We start from the raw sequence: 16,202 nt of genomic DNA, 5'->3' as shown, positions 1-16,202 counted from the left end.
GGCGTCGCTCATCGCTGACCGGGCCTTCGGGACTCGGGCCGAGGCGGATGCTCCGCCGTGTACGACGGGACATCCTCCGGCCGGTGACGGCCCATCAGCCCGCGCGGCTCAGCCGTTCGGCGGCGACGGCGGGGACGTCCCGTACTGGCTCGGGTCCGACCATGAGGATCGACCGCTGCAGCCGCCGCAGTGCCACGGAGGGTTCGAGCCCCAGATCACGCACCAGCGACTGACGCAGCCGCTGGTAGACGTCGAGGGCCTCGCCCCGGCGGCCGGAACGGTGCAGCGCCAGCATGAACTGGCCGTGGAGGTTCTCATGAGTGGGGTAGCGGCTGACCAGGACGGTCAGTTCGCCCAGCAGCTCGCGGTGCCGGCCCAGCCGCAGATCCGCTTCGATGCGCTGGTAGAGGGCGCACAGCCGGGTCTCCTCCAGCCGCCGGATCTCCATCTCCAGCTGCGGGCCGGCCTGTATGTCGGCCAGGGCGGAGCCGCTCCACAGCGCGAGTGCGTCGCGCAGCTGGCGGGCCGCGCCGGCGAAGTCCTCGGCGTCCATGGCCCGGTAGCCCGTACCGGCCAGCTTCTCGAACTCGCGGACGTCACTGGTGCCGCCCGCGGTGTGGAGGCGGTAGCCGCCGGGCGTGGTGACGAGCACGTCCTTGGCGGTGCGCGGCCCGGCGTCCTTCGTGTCGTGCTCCAGGGCGGTCGAGATCAGCTCGCGCAGCTGGAGGATGTACGTCTGGAGCGTCGTGCGCGCGCTGCGTGGCGGCCGCTGGCCCCAGAGCTCCTCGACCAGCGAACTCACGGGCACCACCTGGTCGGCCTGCAGTGCCAGCAGGGCCAGCACCTGCCGCGGCTTCGGCGCCGTCGGTGTCACCGGGATCCCGTTCTCCCTGACGGCCAACGCGCCCAGTACATCGATGTCCACGCCGTGTCCCCTGTCCGTGTGTTCGCGCATGAGTCGTGAGTCGCCGGTCGTCCGCGGCTGCGGCTGAGCCGGTAACTCGGCACCATGCGAGTAAAAAACAGGGCGGACGGTTTGTCAATACCAAACCATCCGCGCTGTTTTCACCTCTGCCGTGCCGTGCTCGAGTGGCTCTGCGGCCAGTTGACAGCCGGTCACGAACGCCGCGGCCTCGTCGGGCGCCGCCGAGGAAGGGGGCCGACGTGGCCCCCGCCCCCGATGGACAGGCGGTTCGGTCCGCCCACCGGTCCGGCCGAGCGGCTCACCGGACCGCCCTACCCGCGCGCGGGCGCATCGCTTTCCGGGGATCCCCCCGAGCCGGGGGAGATCCCGGTGTCAGGCTCGGCCAGCCGCGGCAGCAGCAGGTCCCAGAAGGACCGGATCCGCTGCTCGGACAGCCACTGCGGGTCCTTGCCGCCGAGCACCTCGAAGCCCACGGTCGCGGCCACGAGGGCGGGCGCGGCACTCTCGCACGAGACGCCCTGCGCCAACCGGCCCTCCTTCTCCGCCCGCCTGAGCATGTCCTCGACCCATTGCTGCCAGTAGCGCCTGAGTTCCGAGTCCGCGCCGCGGGAGGTCTCACCGCCCAGCCCGAACCCCGCCCGCACGACAATGTCGTCCGCGAGCCCGCTCATCAGCCCGTAAGTACCGTCCACGAGCGCCTGGAGGGCGCCACCCTCCGCATCCAGCACTCCCTTGGTGATCCGGCGGAGGGTCTGCGCCGCCTCGTCCTCGACGGCCCGGGCAAGCGCCCTCTTGTTCTCGAAGTGGAAGTGCAGGGCACCGTTGCTGACTCCCGCGCGCCTGCTGATCGTCGTGATCGACGCAGGCACGAACCCCTCCTCCGCGAAGACCTCGGCGGCTGCACGGATCAGCGACCGGCGCGTGCGGAGCGCGCGCTCCTGTTGGACCATCAGATGCCTCCTGGCTATGAGTCCTTACGGCTCAGCTGTGCGGCCGTGCTTGACCCCCAGCAAAACATACCGAGTTGCTGGTTTCTTGCCCCCCGCCGTTGGACGAAAACCGCCAGGGCATGCCTCTTGGCAGATTCCCTGGCCGGTGCCGGCGCCGACCGGAGAGGTCGGCCCCGACTCCCCGCTGCAGCCTCCCGTGCATGCCGCGCTACTTGTCCGGACATGGCACGACAGGCATGCAGAGCATCCTGACGCCTCGCCATAATAAACCGCATAGTTGGTTTTGTAGTAGAGGTAGCCGCCACTCAACCCCGCGACAAGGCACCCCCGGCCCGACAGAAGCCTGCGGCAGTATGCGCAGAGCTGCGCTCGACGCCGCCCTGCACGTCCGCCCTGCACGTCCGCCCTGCACGTCCGGACGGGACGGTTCCGGGATCGCCGCACGAGCAGCGCCACGGCCCGGGCGGTCGACGGCACCCTGCCCTTCCGCCCGCCAACGGAGCACCCTCGGAAGGCCGTCGGGGAACAGGCGGCAGCGCCTCGGTCGCCCCGGCTTTGTTGAAGGACCGACAAAAGGCGGCGCAGGGCCGGTCACCTGTCGCCGCAGCCTCCTCCTTCACAGGGGCGCGGTGGAGCAATCGCACCGGCGCCCGGTGGAGTCCCACTCGAGCCTGGGGACAGGGGCGGTAGCGCCCTTTGACGAGCGATGAGGGGATCCAATAGTTCCGGATATGCCTGTCCCGGCTTCTCTTTGGAACAGCTAGAAATTAAACCGGATGGTATGTATCTTCGACACGGATGAGCGTCGCCGCTCCCGTCATCGTCATCAATGGGGGAAACATGACTGCGAGTACGTTCCGAACAGAGAACGAGCCGGCAAGCGCGGTATCGGCCAGAGACCACGTGACGACCCGGGCGGCCATCGCACCCCCGCTGTTCCGCTTCCCGTCGCTGACCACCACGGTCCCCAAGGAGTTCGTCCACCGCTCCGCGGTCGCCGAGGTCATGCTCACGGACTGGAGACGCAAGAGCGACAGCGACTTCGAGGTGACCGCGCAGTGGCCGAGGGGGCACAGCTTCTTCAGCTCCATCGACGACCGGCACGACCCGCTTCTGGTCGCGGAGACGATACGGCAGGCCGGCACGCTTCTCGCCCACGCGGAGTTCGGTGTCCCGCTCGGGCACCAGTTCCTCATGTGGGACCTGGACTTCGCGGTGGAGCCGGACCAACTGCTCGTGGGCGGCGTGCCCGCCGCCCTCGACATCGACATCACCTGCACGGACATCAGACGCCGGGGCGGTCATCTGACGGGGATGCACTACCGGGCGGTGATACGCCGGGACGGCAGGACCGCCGCGACGGGCAGCGCCACCTACACCTGCACGACCCCGGCGGTGTACCGGCGGCTGCGGGCAGGCCGCGGCGTCGTGGGAGGCCGCGCCGCGCTCGCGCTGACAGCCCCCGCCTCGCCGCAGAGCGTGGGCCGCACATCACCGAAGGACGTCGTGCTCACCCCCCTGGGGAAGCCGTCCTCCTGGCAGTTGAGGGCCGACACGCGCCATCCCGTGCTCTTCGACCACCCCGTCGACCATGTCCCGGGGATGGTCCTCCTGGAGGCCGCCCGTCAGGCGGCGGCAGCGGTCCTGGAGCGCCCGGCCTTCTCCCCTTCCGCCATCTCGAGCCGGTTCAGCCGCTACGCGGAACTGGACAGCCCCTGCATGATCGGGGCCCGGCGTCTGCCGGACACGGACGACGGCACGGAACAGGTGCTCGTGACAGGCCACCAGGAGGGCGAGGCCGTGTTCTCCTCCACGGTGGTCGCGCCGGCTACGGCCCGCTGACCGCCCCGGTGCGGGCCACCCCGGGCCCGCACCGGCAGCCGGCAGCCGTCAGCCCTCGGCGGCCTTCGCGGGAGGAGCGAAGGCCGCCGCATGATCTGCCGCCCATGTGCGGAAGCTCCGCGCCGGGCGGCCCGTCACGGCACGGACCGTGTCCGCCACCGCGGCCTTGGCTCCGTCCCGCTGCCGCCGCGCACTGCTCATCAGCGCCTCCGCGATCTCCGCGGGCCAGCGGCGCCGCAGCGCGGCCTCCGCCTCCTGCGGCCCGAGTTCCTCGAAGCGCAGCGGCTGCCCCAGCACCGCGGCCAGCTGGGCCGTCTGCTGGACGGCGCTGATCGCCTCCGGGCCGGTCAGTGTGTGCACCCGGCCCTCGTGGCCGTCCCCGGTGAGGGCGCTGACGGCCACGGCCGCGATGTCCCGGGGATCGACACACGCGTTGAGCGAGGAGCCGTACAGCGCGCGAACGACACCCTCGGAACGCACGGAGGCGGCCCAGGACAGTGAGTTGGACGTGAAGGCACGGGGGCGCAGCATCGTCCACTCCATGCCGGAGCGGCGCAGCAGTTCCTCGTTGTCACGCTGCCAGCGGGTGATCAGGTCGTCCGCCGCCCCGTCCGCCACGGCGGCGGCGGACAGCTTGACCACGTGGCGGACGCCCGCCTCGCGCGCGAGCCGGAGGAATCGGGCGTCGTCGTCGGCACCGACCCGTGCAGTGACGAGGAAGACCTTCCGCACGCCCTGAAGCGCCCGGGCCAGAGAACCGTCGTCGGTGAAGTCCGCGCCGACGGTCTCGGCGGCGGGCGTCATCGTCGTCACACGCTCCGGGCTCCTGGTCATGAGTCGCACCGGGATGCCGTCAGGAAGACGGCGCACCAGTTCCCTCCCCACCGTGCCGGTCGATCCGGTCACGAGAATCATTCGCTCTTCCTTTCGCTCGGCGTCAGGCACCCTGCCCGCCCCTCGTCCGGCCCGGTCCGGATCCGGCAATGTCCGTGCACCCCCGGGGCGTTCGGCGGCCTCACGGTGTCGTCACCGCATCTCCCCATCAACACGTCGACCTCCTTGACCCAGGACTGTAAGATACAAACTTGGCGGTTTTTTTCGACTGCTGGTGAGCAAACCGTCAACCATGGGGTGGAGGTGGAGAGTGGCCAAGCAGGACCGAGCCATTCGTACACGACAGGCGATTCTGTCGGCGGCTGCCAAGGTGTTCGAGGAACGCGGATACCAGGCAGCAACGATCACGGAGATCCTCGCGACCGCCGGGATGACCAAGGGAGCGCTCTACTTCCACTTCCCGTCCAAGGAGGACCTGGCACAAGGAGTCCTCAGCGAACAGGACCAGCGCCTGGTCGTCCCGGGACGCCCCACCAAGGCACAGGAACTCGTGGACGTGGTGATGCTGCACGCCCACCGGCTGGGGACCGACCCCATGGTCCGCGCAGGGGTACGGCTGTCCCTGGACCAGCAGGCTCAGGACCTCGATCGCAGCGGGCCGTTCCTGCGGTGGGGCGACGTCGTGACGCAGCTGCTGGACGAGGCCCAGGCACGCGGCGAGCTCCTCCCCCACGTCGCCTGCACGGAGACCGCCGAGGTGCTGGTGGGCTGCTTCGCCGGCATCCAGGCGATGTCCCAGGCCGTCAGCGGTTACAAGGATCTGACGGAGCGGGTCGGCGCCATGCTCCGCCATCTGCTTCCCAACGTGGTGCTCGCCTCCGTACTCGCATCGGTGGACGTCTCGCCCTCGCGGGGAGCCAAGGTCTTCGCGGAGCTGGCGGCCGAGGAGGAAGCCACCGCGGTCCGGGGCTGAAGAGCGGGTGGCCTCGGTGCCGCCGCAGGAGCGGCAGCGCAGAGGCCACCCGTCCGGTACTCCGGTCAGACAGCCGGAGCGATCCTCCGCGCACCACCGAAGTAAGCCGTCAGCGCCGTGTCCATGGTCCCTCCGTCCGACGCCCAGCCGATGTAGCCGTCGGGGCGGACGAGGAGCGCGGCGCACGGCAGCGCACCCGTGGGAACGCAGTGGACCACGCGCAGGACATCGCTCCAGCCACGGGCCTCCCGTGCGTACCCGCTCCCCTGGTCCCCTTGCACGAGCAGAAGCGGTCTTCCCTCCTGCAGCAGCTCGGTCACTCCCGTCGGGCCCTGCGGTGTGCTGAGGACCGCGTTCGGCAGAAACGTTCCATCCCAAGGGGACGAATGCTCCGCGAAAGGCGCGATCACCGTCTCCTGCCCGCTGATCATCGCGCTGAGACAGTCGTTGACACCCTCGGACGTGAGCATGCCTCCGAGCAGTGTCCGTACCGGATCGAGCACCGGATCGGGGCGCATCAGGGCCACTTGGGCCCTGGTGTTGTCGATGACCCGCTGCGCCGCCGGTCTGCGCTCGCTGTCATAGGTGTCGAGGAGCCCCTCGCCCGCGCGGCCCCGCACCGCCAGGGCGAGTTTCCAGCCGAGGTTGAGGGCGTCGAGCAGTCCCGTGCTCAGTCCCTGGCCCCCGATGGGGAAGTGCACATGTGCCGCGTCTCCCGCCAGGAAGACCCTGTCCGCCCGGTAGGCACGCACCAGCCGCGTGAAGTCGCTGAACCGGCTGAGCCAGCGGGGGGCTGACATCCCGACATGGCGTGCGGCGATCCGCGACGCCTCCCTGCTGAACTCCTCCACGGTGGGGGGAAGACGTCTGTCGGCCGGAGGGCGGTCGCAGATGAGCGTCCGCAGGTGGGTGGTGCCGTCAGGACCGTCCTTGGCCACGATCCAGCCGCGGGGCGTACGGTGCCAGCCCTCGCGAACCGCGTCACGGTCGCCGAGCCGGACGACGCCCATGATCGCGGATACGGTCGCCGGGTGCGTGTCGGAGACGAATCCCGCCTGTTCGCGCACCGTGCTGCGGGCACCGTCGGCGCCCACCAGATAGTCGGCGGTGAACGTCTCCCGTCCGCCCGTGGCCGTGGCCACCACCCGGACGCCCTCCCGGGCGGCCTGCACGTCCGTCACCCGGCGTCCGCGGAGCACCCGCGCTCCGGCGGCCAGCGCCCGTGCCTCGAACAGGCGCTCCACCTCCACCTGGGCCACCTTGATGATCGGGTCGGGCTCCGCGGCCGGAGCGGTGATCGACAGACCGGTCATCCCCGCGAAGTGGAAGGGCATGGTGACGGCGTCACCCGAGGCCCTGCGCCGCGGACCGAAGAGGTAGCCGCGCCGGGCGAGGCACTGCGCCGTCCGGGCGTGCAGGGTGGTCGCCTTGGGCCTTTCCGACGTGGCGGCCTCGCGCTCGAGGACCAGCGTGTCGACTCCCCGGCCCGCCAGTTCCGCCGCGACGAGCATGCCGACCGGCCCTCCCCCGACCACGAGCACCTGCGCATGGCACGGAACACCCATTCCCGCCTCCCCCTCCCGGCACCGAAATCCCCTCCCGTGCGCGCCACGAGGGTGATCTGCAGTGCCGAGAGAACCGGCGTACTGCCCGCGCGGCTCCGCGGCCCCGTGCGATCGCTCATCGCCTGTTCGGCCCGAAAAATATACCGGTTGGACGGTTCTCGCTCAACGCTCTTACGGACCATGGGGGCAGGGGGTCGGCAGGAACAGGGCGGCAGGAACAGGGCGGCAGCTCGGGACGGGAGGCCGTCACGCCGTTGAAGGGCACGCCTCCGGACCGCATCTCCCGCACGGAGCGGCCCGCTCCGATCCCTGGTCCGGCGCAGGACCGGGAGCGCGCCGTACGTCCGTCACCGCGGGGGGCCGCCTTCCGCCGGTTCTCCCCCTTCGGCGGAGGGGTCCTCTACAGCGGCAGATCTATGCCCAGTTCCCGCATCGCCAGGGAGGGCGGCCCGCCTTCGGAGCGCTGGGTCTTGCGTCCCTTGCTGCCCGGGGCCAGCGTGCGCGGGTCGACGGCCTCGGCGGGAGCCCCACTGGAGTACAGGCCACCGGGATCGGTGTCCCGGTCGTGCGGCAGCAGCCAGAAGACCCGCCGGCGGAAGGTACCGGAGGAACGGGAGGGCTTGGCCGCCGGTCCGAGCAGGGCGTAGCCGACCATGCGTCCGTCACGGCGGTAGGCAGGTTTGCCGCGCCGGGTGGGCAGCCGGTCGAGGCTCTGTCGTACGTAGTCCAGGTTGCTGGGGTCCTCGAGCCAGACGAGTTCGGCTTCGTGGGCGATCTCGTCCTCTGCGATGAGGGCACTCATGCTGCCTCCTCGTCGGCGAGCAGTCCGATCCCCGGGTAGTACTTCCGCTGGTTGGACAGGATCATCTCCTTGGGCGAAGCCAGCCCCACCGTCTCGCGCACCCGGGCCGCGAAGGCACGGGAGGAGATGGCAGGAGCGCCCTCATTCTGGCACCAGGTCCTGTAGGCGGCGTAGAGCTGTGCCTGTTCCGCCCTCAGGTCCGGGTCCAGCACACACGCCTCACCGAGGAAACGGCCGGTGTGGTCCTCCGTCTCCGCGTACGCGGTGGTGGCGATGCGGACCCGCTCGGGCCCCGTGAGGTTCTTCTCGCCGCGCAGGTAGCGACGGGCGCCGTCGATCAGCCAGTTGAGGATGCCGGGGCCCTCCTCGGTCACCAGGATGTCCGCGAGGTTGTCGATCTTCCTCTCGTCGGAGACGACACGTTCGAACGGGATCAGCCGCATACGGCGCCAGAACGCGAAACCGCCCGCGCCGACTTCGGGGCGGTGGTTGCCGAGCAGCCACAGTTTGTGGGTGGGTTCGAAACTGAAGAAGTCCTGCCGCATCCGGCGGGCCTTGATGCGGTCGCCGCCGGTGAGCAGCTTGACGCGGGCCTCGTCGAACTTGTCGCCCGGTTTGACCTCGCTGCACACGATGACGCGGCGGCCGTGCAGTTCGGCCAGGTCGGTCGGGTGGCCTTCGTAGGGGCGGGACATGAGGAACCCGGGCGGCGCGGCGTCCGCGTAGTCGCCCAGGATCTTCATCAGGACGTCCAGGAGCACCGACTTGCCGTTCTTGCCGGAGCCGAACAGGAACGGCATGACCTGGCCCCCGACGTCCCCGGTGACGGAGTAGCCGAGCAGCAGGTGCAGGAAGTCGATCATCTCCGCGCCTTCGGGTCCCTCCCCCAGCGTGTCGGTGAGGAACCTGTTCCAGCGCGGCGTCGGCATCGGCCGCGGTGCCAGTGAGGTGGCCCGGGAGTGGAAGTCCTTGTTCGGGTCGGGCATGCGGATCGCCCCGGTGCGCAGGTCGACGATGCCGGCCGGGGTGCACAGGACGTAGGGATCGGCGTCCAGGAGGGCCGCGCTGAGGACCATGCCGGGCGCGGACCTGGCCTGCGTGAGCATCGCGTTCATACCGCTGGTGCTCAGGGCGCGGCGGCGGTGCTGCTGCAGCGCCGTGCTGGTGTACACCCCGCGCTGGTCGGTGGTGGCGATGCTCTCCGCCAGGTCGCCGGCGGCCCACATCACCGTGTCGTCCTCGTCGATCTGCCAGCGGGTACGGTCCCAGCGGTACCAGCCGAGGCCCGGGATGTGCCGGTAGTCGTTGGCGTACAGCCGGACGAACAGCTTGGCGTTGCCACGGTCGGTGAGGGTGTCGGGAAGCAGGCCCTGCTCGGTGGCCGCAACAGCGGCCTCACCGCCCTGGGGCGGAAGCTGCACCGGGGCCTGGGCAAGGATCTGCGCGGCGACGGCGCGGGCGTCGAAGTCGAAGAGAGTGTCGTCCTCATGAGTGGTCACGGACGGCTCCCGAAGGACAGGGGACGCAGGGAACCTGCCCTCAGGCCGCTGCGGATGATCGGGGCGTAGCGCCGCTCCTGCCCTGGGCGCGCCTCTTCCGCCGCCTCTTCGAGGATCTTCGCGGCGTCGGCCTCGGTGAGATGCCCCGCAGCCACCATTCCCCCTGCCGTGTAGGCGGCCCGGTTGAGTTTCTCGGAGAAAGCGGCTCCTTCGGGAACGGCGGCGCAGCCGACGACCTCGGCAAGCACCGTGCCGAGGGCACCGGCGGCCTTCTGACGGCCTCCCCCGGCCGCGGCGACCGCCTGCCGCGCGCGGGGCGGCACAGGCCGCGGGGCGGGCACTTGGGGGTGCCCGGCGGCCGGTTGCAGATGTCCGGTGCGCTCCAGCTCCTGCGCCAGCCAGTCGGGCAGCGGCGCCGCCTCCCGCACGGAACCCACGGGCGCATACGTGCCCGCGCCCGTGACGGTGCCGGGAGCGACGATGTAGCCGCCGTGCGCCCGTACGTCCACCTGCCAGGCCAGCGCACGGCCGTTGCTCGAGCCGGCGGAGCACTGCCAGCGGTGGCCCTGGCCGGCCCGGTACCAGACGTGCAGGCCCCCGGACGGCGTCCGTACGCGCATGGTGGCGACGTCGTCGGCCGGGCTCGTGACACCGCGCAGAGCGGCGAGCACGGCAAGCGTGTGAAAGCCGTTGGTGAGCCCGCCCAGGTCGACGCCGGCGGGCACGGGGATGCCCGGCAGCAGACGGTCCCGGTCGGGCAACCCCTGTTGATGGGCGTCGACATCGATGACGACGAGCCCTGCCGGGCCGCAGGCGACCCCCACCCCGAGCTCGGGGGTGCTCCCCCACCAGGCGTCGATCCGGGCGGGGTCGAGCGTGGCGGCGTGGAAACCGTGGCACCAGCGACCGGCGTCGACGCACTCGCATCCCTCGCGGGTGTGCCCCGGGGCCCGGCATGCCGCGCAGTTGCCTGCGGGCGTCTTGCGCCCGGGAGCCAGCGGGTGGACGGGCCAGCCCTGGCGGGCACACCATCCGGCCGTCGCCAACGACCGTGGAACGACCGGCCGCACGGAGGCAGGCTGCATTGAGTCGCGGCGCGAAACCCGCAGCTCATGAGCCATGCACAACCCCCATCAGCGACCGAAGCGACTCAATGATGAACACAGATTAGCGAAACCAGAGTGACGGGGCGGGCACTTGAGGTGGCTGAGGGTGGCTCGTTTCGATGATGGGACGATCCCCCGCCCTCAGCGACCGAGTTAATGCGCCCAGCTACCCGGGGCAGTTCGGCAGCTACTGGAGCTCCACAGGAAAGAAGCAGGTCAGGGACCATGCACAACCCGAAACAGCGACTGAAGCGACTGAAGCCTTCTATATATGACGCACACGCGCACACGCCAATGTCTTGATATACCCCGACCTAGAGTCGCTTCAGTCGCTGCATCGCTGCTCCACCCACTCTGACCTGCAGGTTTGCCAGCGACTATGCAGCGACGGAGACGCCTCTTGGTCGCTTTTCCTCAGTCGCTGCTCTGTTGCCCGGCTGACGGCGGGCAACAGAGCAGCGACTGAACCGGCGTCGGCGACTCAAGCGGTTCTGAGGGCGCTCTGAGGCATACCTGCAGTCGCGCGGCAGCGACCCAAGCGACCGGCCGCGGAACCGGCCCGTCCTTGTCCGCCTGTCCAGGGCCCCGGTCGCTTGGGTCGCTGCCTCTCTCCCAGGCCCCGGACTCCTCACTGTGATCGTGAGGGCTTGGCGAGGGAGGGGCTGGCGTGCGGCAGGAGTGGTCGCCGGAAGAGGTGGTCGAGTGCTGGCCGCCTGGCGTGCCCGAGCGATCAGGATGTACCCCTCGGGCTTCCGCGACTCAGCCCGTACGGCACGTTCCGACCCGACATGGACATCCGCCTCGACCTGTCCACGGTGACCATCCCCGGTCAGCGCGCTCGCGAGACGGAGCGTGCGGCCGCGACCGGCGCTTGACCGGGGCCCGCACCGGTCCGGAAGTCCCGCCGGTCAGTGGTGCCAGGCCTGGCGTTCTGCGGCGCGGGGGTCGTAGGTGAGGGTCCAGTCCTCGGCGATCCGCATGGTGGCGCGCCGCTCGGTGTCGTACTTGTCCCAGCCGGGGTCGCCGATGCGGGCGAAGGAGGTCCAGGCCGCGTGCATCCGCCGTGCCAGGTCTGCGGGTGGGATGCCGGTTCCCAGCAGTGCGTGGGGTCCGTGGGGTCCGTGGAGCTGTGGCAGGTGGGTGGTGTGGGTGGCGCCCAGTTGTCCGTGCAGGGCGTTTGAGCGCCAGGCGAACTCGTAGGCGTATGTGCACGCACCGCTTGTGGCGGTGGCGGTGGCGTTCACGTCGGCGAGGCGGCGGGTGCCGTTGCCGAACAGCGCGTCGCCCAGGATGGCGGAGCGCAGCTCGCCGTCGGTGGCCTGCGGGTGCCGGGCGCGGTAGGCCGCGACGAGGCCGGCGGGGGCGTGGTGGATGCGGGCGGCGGTGGCGTTCACGTCGGCGGGGGTGGAGGCGGTCAGGAGCCCCAGTTAGGTGCGGGTCGGTCGGTGCCGGGCCGGGGAGCCGGTGTGCTCCCCGGCCGGTGTGCGCTTACGGGCGCCGTGCTGAGCGAGGCTCAGTCGTTGAGGTGGGCGAGGATGAGGTTGGGGTCCTTCGCGGTGAGGTAGGCGGCGCTCATGACGTAGACGGTGTCGCCGCGCAGCGCGATGGAGGTCGGGCCCTGGAGGCCGTCGGCGGCGGTCAGGACGGTGGTGTGGGTGCCGTCGGGCCGGATCAGGGCGACCTGGTTGACGGTGTTGAGGGCGGCGATGATCTGGTCGTCGCCGTGGCCTGTGAAAGCGAAGTCGTCGATCCCGGTCAGACCGGTGGCGGCGACCCGGGCGGTTCCGGCGCACCCGTCGGCGAGGATCGGGATGCGGAAGACGGTGCCCTTGTCGAGGTTGGTGGCCCAGACCGCCCCGTTGTGGATCTTCAGCCCGTTGGCGCCGAGGAATCCGGCGGGGGCCAGCGCCGGGTCGGTGGACCAGGCGCTGGCGGTGCCGCCGGAGGTGGGCACGCGCCAGACAGTGCCGAGGGCGGAGTCGGTGACGTACAGAGTGCGGGTGCGGGCGTCCAGGGCCAGGCCGTTGGGCAGACCGGCGGCGGGCAGTGCGGCGATGCGCTGCGGTCGGCCGCCCGGGCGCAGGCGCCATACGCCGGTCAGGTCCGCGGTGCCGGTGGCGTAGAGGAAGTACAGGGTGCCGTCGTGGGCGCGGACGATGCCGGTGGTCAGCGGGAAGCCCAGGGCCGGGGTGTGGACGCCGCCGTCGGCGGGTTCGGGCAAGGTGGCCAGGATCCGTACGCTGCCGCCGCGGGAGACCGCACCGACCTGGCGGGCCTTGGCGAACGTGACGTACGCGGTGCCGTCCGGGGCCGGCGCGATGTTTTCCGGCGTCCGGCCCTTGGCCAGGTCGAAGTGTACGGCGGTACGCACGTGGCCGAGCGGTGGCGAGACGGCGGATGCCGGGACCGGAGCGGCCGACGCGACCGCGGCGGCGGCCAGGACAGCGGCCGACACGGCGGCCTTGGAGAGCTTGGTGAACACGGGGTTCCTTCACTGCTTTCGGGCATGCGGCAGCGACACGCCGACGCATGAGGGTGGATGGATGCCCGGCCGGGATCAGCACGCGCAGGTGCGGGTCAACCGGAGGGAGGGACGGTGTGTGGGGTCAGCCGGTGCTGAGCCGGCTGTCCGAACGGGCAGGGGCGGCCTGGGTGATGGCCTGGGCGAGGAGATCCAGGGCGGCTCGCGCGGGTGAGCCCGCCGCGGTGGTGGCGACCACGACACCGGGGCCCGGCCCCTGACTCAGGGTCTGCTGCATGACGGTCAGTGAACCGACCAGCGGGTGCCGCATCTCGTAGTCGGCGACCGCGCAGGCCTTGACCCGGTGATCGGCCCACATGGACGCGAAGTCCACACTCTTCGCGCTCAGCTCACCCAGCAGCGTGTGCAGTGCGGCGTCCTGCGGGTACTTGCCCGCCACCAGGCGCAGATTCCCCACCACCGCCCCGGCCTTGCTCGGCCAGTCCGCGTACAGGTCGCGGGTATGGGCGTCGAGGAACACCAGCCTGGCCATGTTGGGGCGCTCCGCCGGTACGTCCGGGGCACCGGGGTCTAGGTGTCCGGCGAACAGCGCGTGGCCCAGTCGGTTCCATGCCAGGACGTCACTGCGCCGGCCGATCACGATCGCGGGGACGTTCCCGAGCGCGTCCAGCAGTTGGGCGGTGGGCTCCGTCAAGCGCTCCGGCGCGGGGCGCCGCCGGCTGCGGGGCTTGGCCGATCGGGCCAGGTCGTGCAGGTGCCGGCGCTCGGACCCGTCCAGCCGCAGGGCCCGGGCAATCGCGTCCAGCACCTCCGGCGAGGCGTTGAGCGAGTGCCCCTGTTCCAACCGGGTGTAGTAGGAGGCGCTCACCCCCGCCAGCAGCGCCAGCTCCTCACGGCGAAGACCCGGTACACGCCGGCGCTCCCCGTAGGTGGGCACCCCGACCTCGTCGGGTCGCAGCTGGGAGCGCCGCGTCTGCAGGAAGTCCCCGAGCTGTGATTTCCCGTTCATGGCTCCGAGTATGGGTCGACCCGCAACGCACAGCCTCTCCCTGCCGAGGATAGGCACCAGCGGGTCTGGCTCCCCGGCCCGAGCAGCGATGAGCTGGGCCTCACCGCATCCCGCACTCATCCAGGAGGACGCTTTGAGCACCGCAACCCGCGAACACGAACCCTTCGAGACCCTGGACGCAGCGGATTTCGCCTTCACCAGGCGCGCATGGGTCGACGCCGCCCCCACACGGGTCTACGACCTGGTCAGCGACGTGTCCGCGATCCGCCGGTGGAGCCCCGACGCCACCGACGTCGCCTTCGACCAGGATGCCGGACCCCGAGTCGGCGCCTGGTTCAGCGGCCGCAACCACAGGGCCGGCAAGCAGTGGACCACTCGCTCCCAGATCGTGCGGGCCGACCCCGGCACCGCCTTCACCTTCGTCGTCGGCGGCGCCGAGGACGGCATCGTGCGATGGAGCTGGACCTTCCAACCTCAAGGACGCGGAACCGTCGTCCAGCAGTCCTGGCAACTCCTGCGCCTCGACCCGGTGCTGGGCACCACCCGCAGCGACCTCGACACACTGCGCGACTACATGGCGGACAGCGCCGAAACCACACTGGCCTCCCTCGCACGATGGATCGCCGAAGAACGCCACCCCGACACCACCCGCAGCCCATGCCGGACCTCCAGCTGATCCGCTGTTGCGACAGGCCGACGTTCAGTGTCGGAAGACGAACGTCTGCCGACACCTTGAAGATCACCCGACTCGACAGGCTCTCCCGCTCCGTCCTGCACCTGGTGACCCTCGGCCCCGAACTGCGGGACCGCGGAGTGGGGCTGCACATCATCGAGCACGGCATCGGCACCGAAACCGTCGAAGGCCGGGCCATGTTCGGCATGCTCCGCGTACTCGCCGAGCTTCGGCGGGAGCTGATCGTCGCCACCACCGAAGAAGACCGCCGCGAAGACCTGACGCTCGACTCGCCCTGCCCTGCCCGGCCCTGCCCGGCCCGCCGGGGTGGATACTTTGCCGGTGGATACATCAAGGACTTCCTGGCGGAACACGACGCACGACTGGGCCGGCGCCGTGGACCTCGATCACCTCGGAAGCATCCGGCGGAATGCCGCCGTGTTCGCTCCTGGCGGTACTGCGCACCTGGTCCTTGAGGTCCTCGCCTATGCGGCCGACGAGGCGGAGTGCAACAACGGGGGACGCTGTACCGTCACCCTCCACCCCGACGGCTCGGTATCCGTAGCGGACGACGGGCGAGGTACCGACACCCGCTTCGACGACCACGGCCAGGTCGTGAAGAAGCCGGTCATGGCCACGAAAGACCTGCGGTTCTTCGACTTCCCCGAGGCCCAACTGCTCCCTGATGGTCATCCGCGTCGAGGCATGTCCGTGGTTGCAGCCCTCAGTGAATGGCTCATCCATACCAACCGCCGCCCCAACGGATCCTGGACTCAGCGCTACGCACATGGCGTTCCCGTCACCGGTCTGGAACGCATCGCTGACGACGGCACGACCGGGACGGTCGTCCACTTCCGCCCGGACGAGCCCCTGCGTGCGACGAGCGAGTTGCCGACGGACGAGCTGGTTCGACCAGCCGAGGCATGGCCAGGTCTGGCCGTTGAGGTCGATGACCGGAACGTCGGCTGAAGCGACGCCGGACCCCATGTGGACGCGTGATCCGGGGACTGCCCGCCTCTCGGGGCGCCAGGTATGACCTGCCCGGGACACAGCACTGGCACCAGGCATGTGCGCCCCTGGCCCTCATCGATGTCTGAGCGCACGTCGTCGGCCAGAGGGCTCAACCGCGGACCGCAGCGCCCACCCACCGGCCGGAGCGCTCAGTCGCTGAGCCGAAGCAGGACAGTTGTCACCGGCGGTGGCTGCTGACCTGCGGCTTCGATGGCGGCAAAGCACGGCGGTTGTCACCAGGTCAGCGCGCCACCTGTCACCGACGTCGCGCGAAGCACCCTAGGTGTCACCGGCTCCAACGCTCCACCGGCCGCCCGATCTGCCTGGTGCGGTGCGGGCGGTGGGTGTTGCGGCCATAGGAGTTGTCGTCACTCTTGGACAGCCCTGGTGGCTGGCGTCTGGGCCGGCCGCGGGGCGAGTCCAGCGCGTCTGGTGCAGCTCGTTGCCCATGGTCAGGAACTGGCCCGTGGACAGCGGCCGCGGGTGCTCGTCTTGCCCTTGTTCGGGGGCGTCCAGTGGGACATGTTCTTC

The 16,202-nt window shown here is 70.6% G+C and carries 15 protein-coding genes; 5 read left to right on the top strand and 10 right to left on the bottom strand.

Annotated features, from left to right (window positions below):
• Window positions 1-94: 94 nt before the first annotated feature.
• Window positions 95-925 carry a BTAD domain-containing putative transcriptional regulator gene (locus ACFU5O_RS32620; protein ID WP_384245962.1) on the bottom strand — a complete coding sequence of 277 codons (831 nt, stop codon included), beginning with the start codon at window positions 923-925 and terminating at the stop codon, window positions 95-97.
• Between the two features lie 311 nt (window positions 926-1,236).
• Entirely contained in the window at window positions 1,237-1,875 is a 639-nt protein-coding gene (locus ACFU5O_RS32615; RefSeq protein ID WP_384245908.1) for a ScbR family autoregulator-binding transcription factor, read from the bottom strand.
• 903 nt (window positions 1,876-2,778) lie between these two features.
• Between ACFU5O_RS32615 and ACFU5O_RS32610 the strand changes: the two genes are divergently transcribed.
• The gene (locus ACFU5O_RS32610) at window positions 2,779-3,717 is read left to right on the top strand and encodes a ScbA/BarX family gamma-butyrolactone biosynthesis protein (RefSeq protein ID WP_384245907.1); all 939 of its coding nucleotides are present in this window, start codon (window positions 2,779-2,781) and stop codon (window positions 3,715-3,717) included.
• A 48-nt stretch (window positions 3,718-3,765) separates the two neighbouring features.
• Here ACFU5O_RS32610 and ACFU5O_RS32605 read toward each other — a convergent pair whose 3' ends face one another.
• Window positions 3,766-4,632 carry an NAD(P)H-binding protein gene (locus ACFU5O_RS32605; protein ID WP_384245906.1) on the bottom strand — a complete coding sequence of 289 codons (867 nt, stop codon included), beginning with the start codon at window positions 4,630-4,632 and terminating at the stop codon, window positions 3,766-3,768.
• Window positions 4,633-4,861: 229 nt separating this feature from the next.
• On the opposite strand from ACFU5O_RS32605, the gene ACFU5O_RS32600 reads away from it, so the two are divergent.
• Complete coding sequence (locus tag ACFU5O_RS32600; protein WP_384245904.1) at window positions 4,862-5,524, top strand: ScbR family autoregulator-binding transcription factor; 663 nt, start codon at window positions 4,862-4,864, stop codon at window positions 5,522-5,524.
• Window positions 5,525-5,589: 65 nt separating this feature from the next.
• Here ACFU5O_RS32600 and ACFU5O_RS32595 read toward each other — a convergent pair whose 3' ends face one another.
• From ACFU5O_RS32595 to ACFU5O_RS32565, 7 genes are all read right to left on the bottom strand, one after another.
• Window positions 5,590-7,089 (bottom strand): FAD-dependent monooxygenase, encoded by a 1,500-nt coding sequence (locus ACFU5O_RS32595; protein WP_384245903.1) that lies wholly within the window; start codon window positions 7,087-7,089, stop codon window positions 5,590-5,592.
• A 400-nt stretch (window positions 7,090-7,489) separates the two neighbouring features.
• The gene (locus ACFU5O_RS32590; protein WP_384245902.1) at window positions 7,490-7,891 is read right to left on the bottom strand and encodes a DUF6009 family protein; all 402 of its coding nucleotides are present in this window, start codon (window positions 7,889-7,891) and stop codon (window positions 7,490-7,492) included.
• A complete protein-coding gene (locus ACFU5O_RS32585; protein ID WP_384245901.1) occupies window positions 7,888-9,390 on the bottom strand; it encodes a phage/plasmid primase, P4 family in 1,503 nt (500 codons plus the stop codon). Before ACFU5O_RS32585 ends, ACFU5O_RS32590 begins: the two co-directional genes overlap by 4 nt.
• Window positions 9,387-10,511, bottom strand: a complete 1,125-nt coding sequence (locus ACFU5O_RS32580) for a bifunctional DNA primase/polymerase (protein ID WP_384245899.1) — start codon at window positions 10,509-10,511, stop codon at window positions 9,387-9,389. The genes ACFU5O_RS32585 and ACFU5O_RS32580 overlap by 4 nt, the downstream gene beginning before the upstream one ends.
• 893 nt (window positions 10,512-11,404) lie before the next feature.
• Window positions 11,405-11,890 (bottom strand): carboxylesterase family protein, encoded by a 486-nt coding sequence (locus ACFU5O_RS32575; RefSeq protein WP_384245898.1) that lies wholly within the window; start codon window positions 11,888-11,890, stop codon window positions 11,405-11,407.
• 119 nt (window positions 11,891-12,009) lie between these two features.
• Window positions 12,010-12,978 (bottom strand): hypothetical protein, encoded by a 969-nt coding sequence (locus tag ACFU5O_RS32570; RefSeq protein WP_384245897.1) that lies wholly within the window; start codon window positions 12,976-12,978, stop codon window positions 12,010-12,012.
• A 124-nt stretch (window positions 12,979-13,102) separates the two neighbouring features.
• Window positions 13,103-13,987 (bottom strand): helix-turn-helix domain-containing protein, encoded by an 885-nt coding sequence (locus ACFU5O_RS32565; protein ID WP_384245895.1) that lies wholly within the window; start codon window positions 13,985-13,987, stop codon window positions 13,103-13,105.
• A gap of 133 nt (window positions 13,988-14,120) precedes the next feature.
• On the opposite strand from ACFU5O_RS32565, the gene ACFU5O_RS32560 reads away from it, so the two are divergent.
• From ACFU5O_RS32560 to ACFU5O_RS32550, 3 genes are read left to right on the top strand one after another with little or no spacing between them, the layout of a single operon-like run.
• On the top strand, window positions 14,121-14,663 hold the full coding sequence (locus ACFU5O_RS32560) for an SRPBCC family protein (RefSeq protein ID WP_384245893.1): 543 nt from the start codon (window positions 14,121-14,123) through the stop codon (window positions 14,661-14,663).
• Complete coding sequence (locus ACFU5O_RS32555; RefSeq protein WP_384245892.1) at window positions 14,603-15,136, top strand: recombinase family protein; 534 nt, start codon at window positions 14,603-14,605, stop codon at window positions 15,134-15,136. Before ACFU5O_RS32560 ends, ACFU5O_RS32555 begins: the two co-directional genes overlap by 61 nt.
• Entirely contained in the window at window positions 15,099-15,629 is a 531-nt protein-coding gene (locus tag ACFU5O_RS32550; RefSeq protein WP_384245890.1) for an ATP-binding protein, read from the top strand. Before ACFU5O_RS32555 ends, ACFU5O_RS32550 begins: the two co-directional genes overlap by 38 nt.
• Window positions 15,630-16,202: the final 573 nt, after the last annotated feature.

The organism is Streptomyces sp. NPDC057445, from assembly GCF_042802855.1.
Classification (GTDB): Bacteria; Actinomycetota; Actinomycetes; order Streptomycetales; family Streptomycetaceae; genus Streptomyces.
Note: the sequence above shows the minus strand (reverse complement) of the source record. Positions and strands in the feature narration are given on the sequence as shown.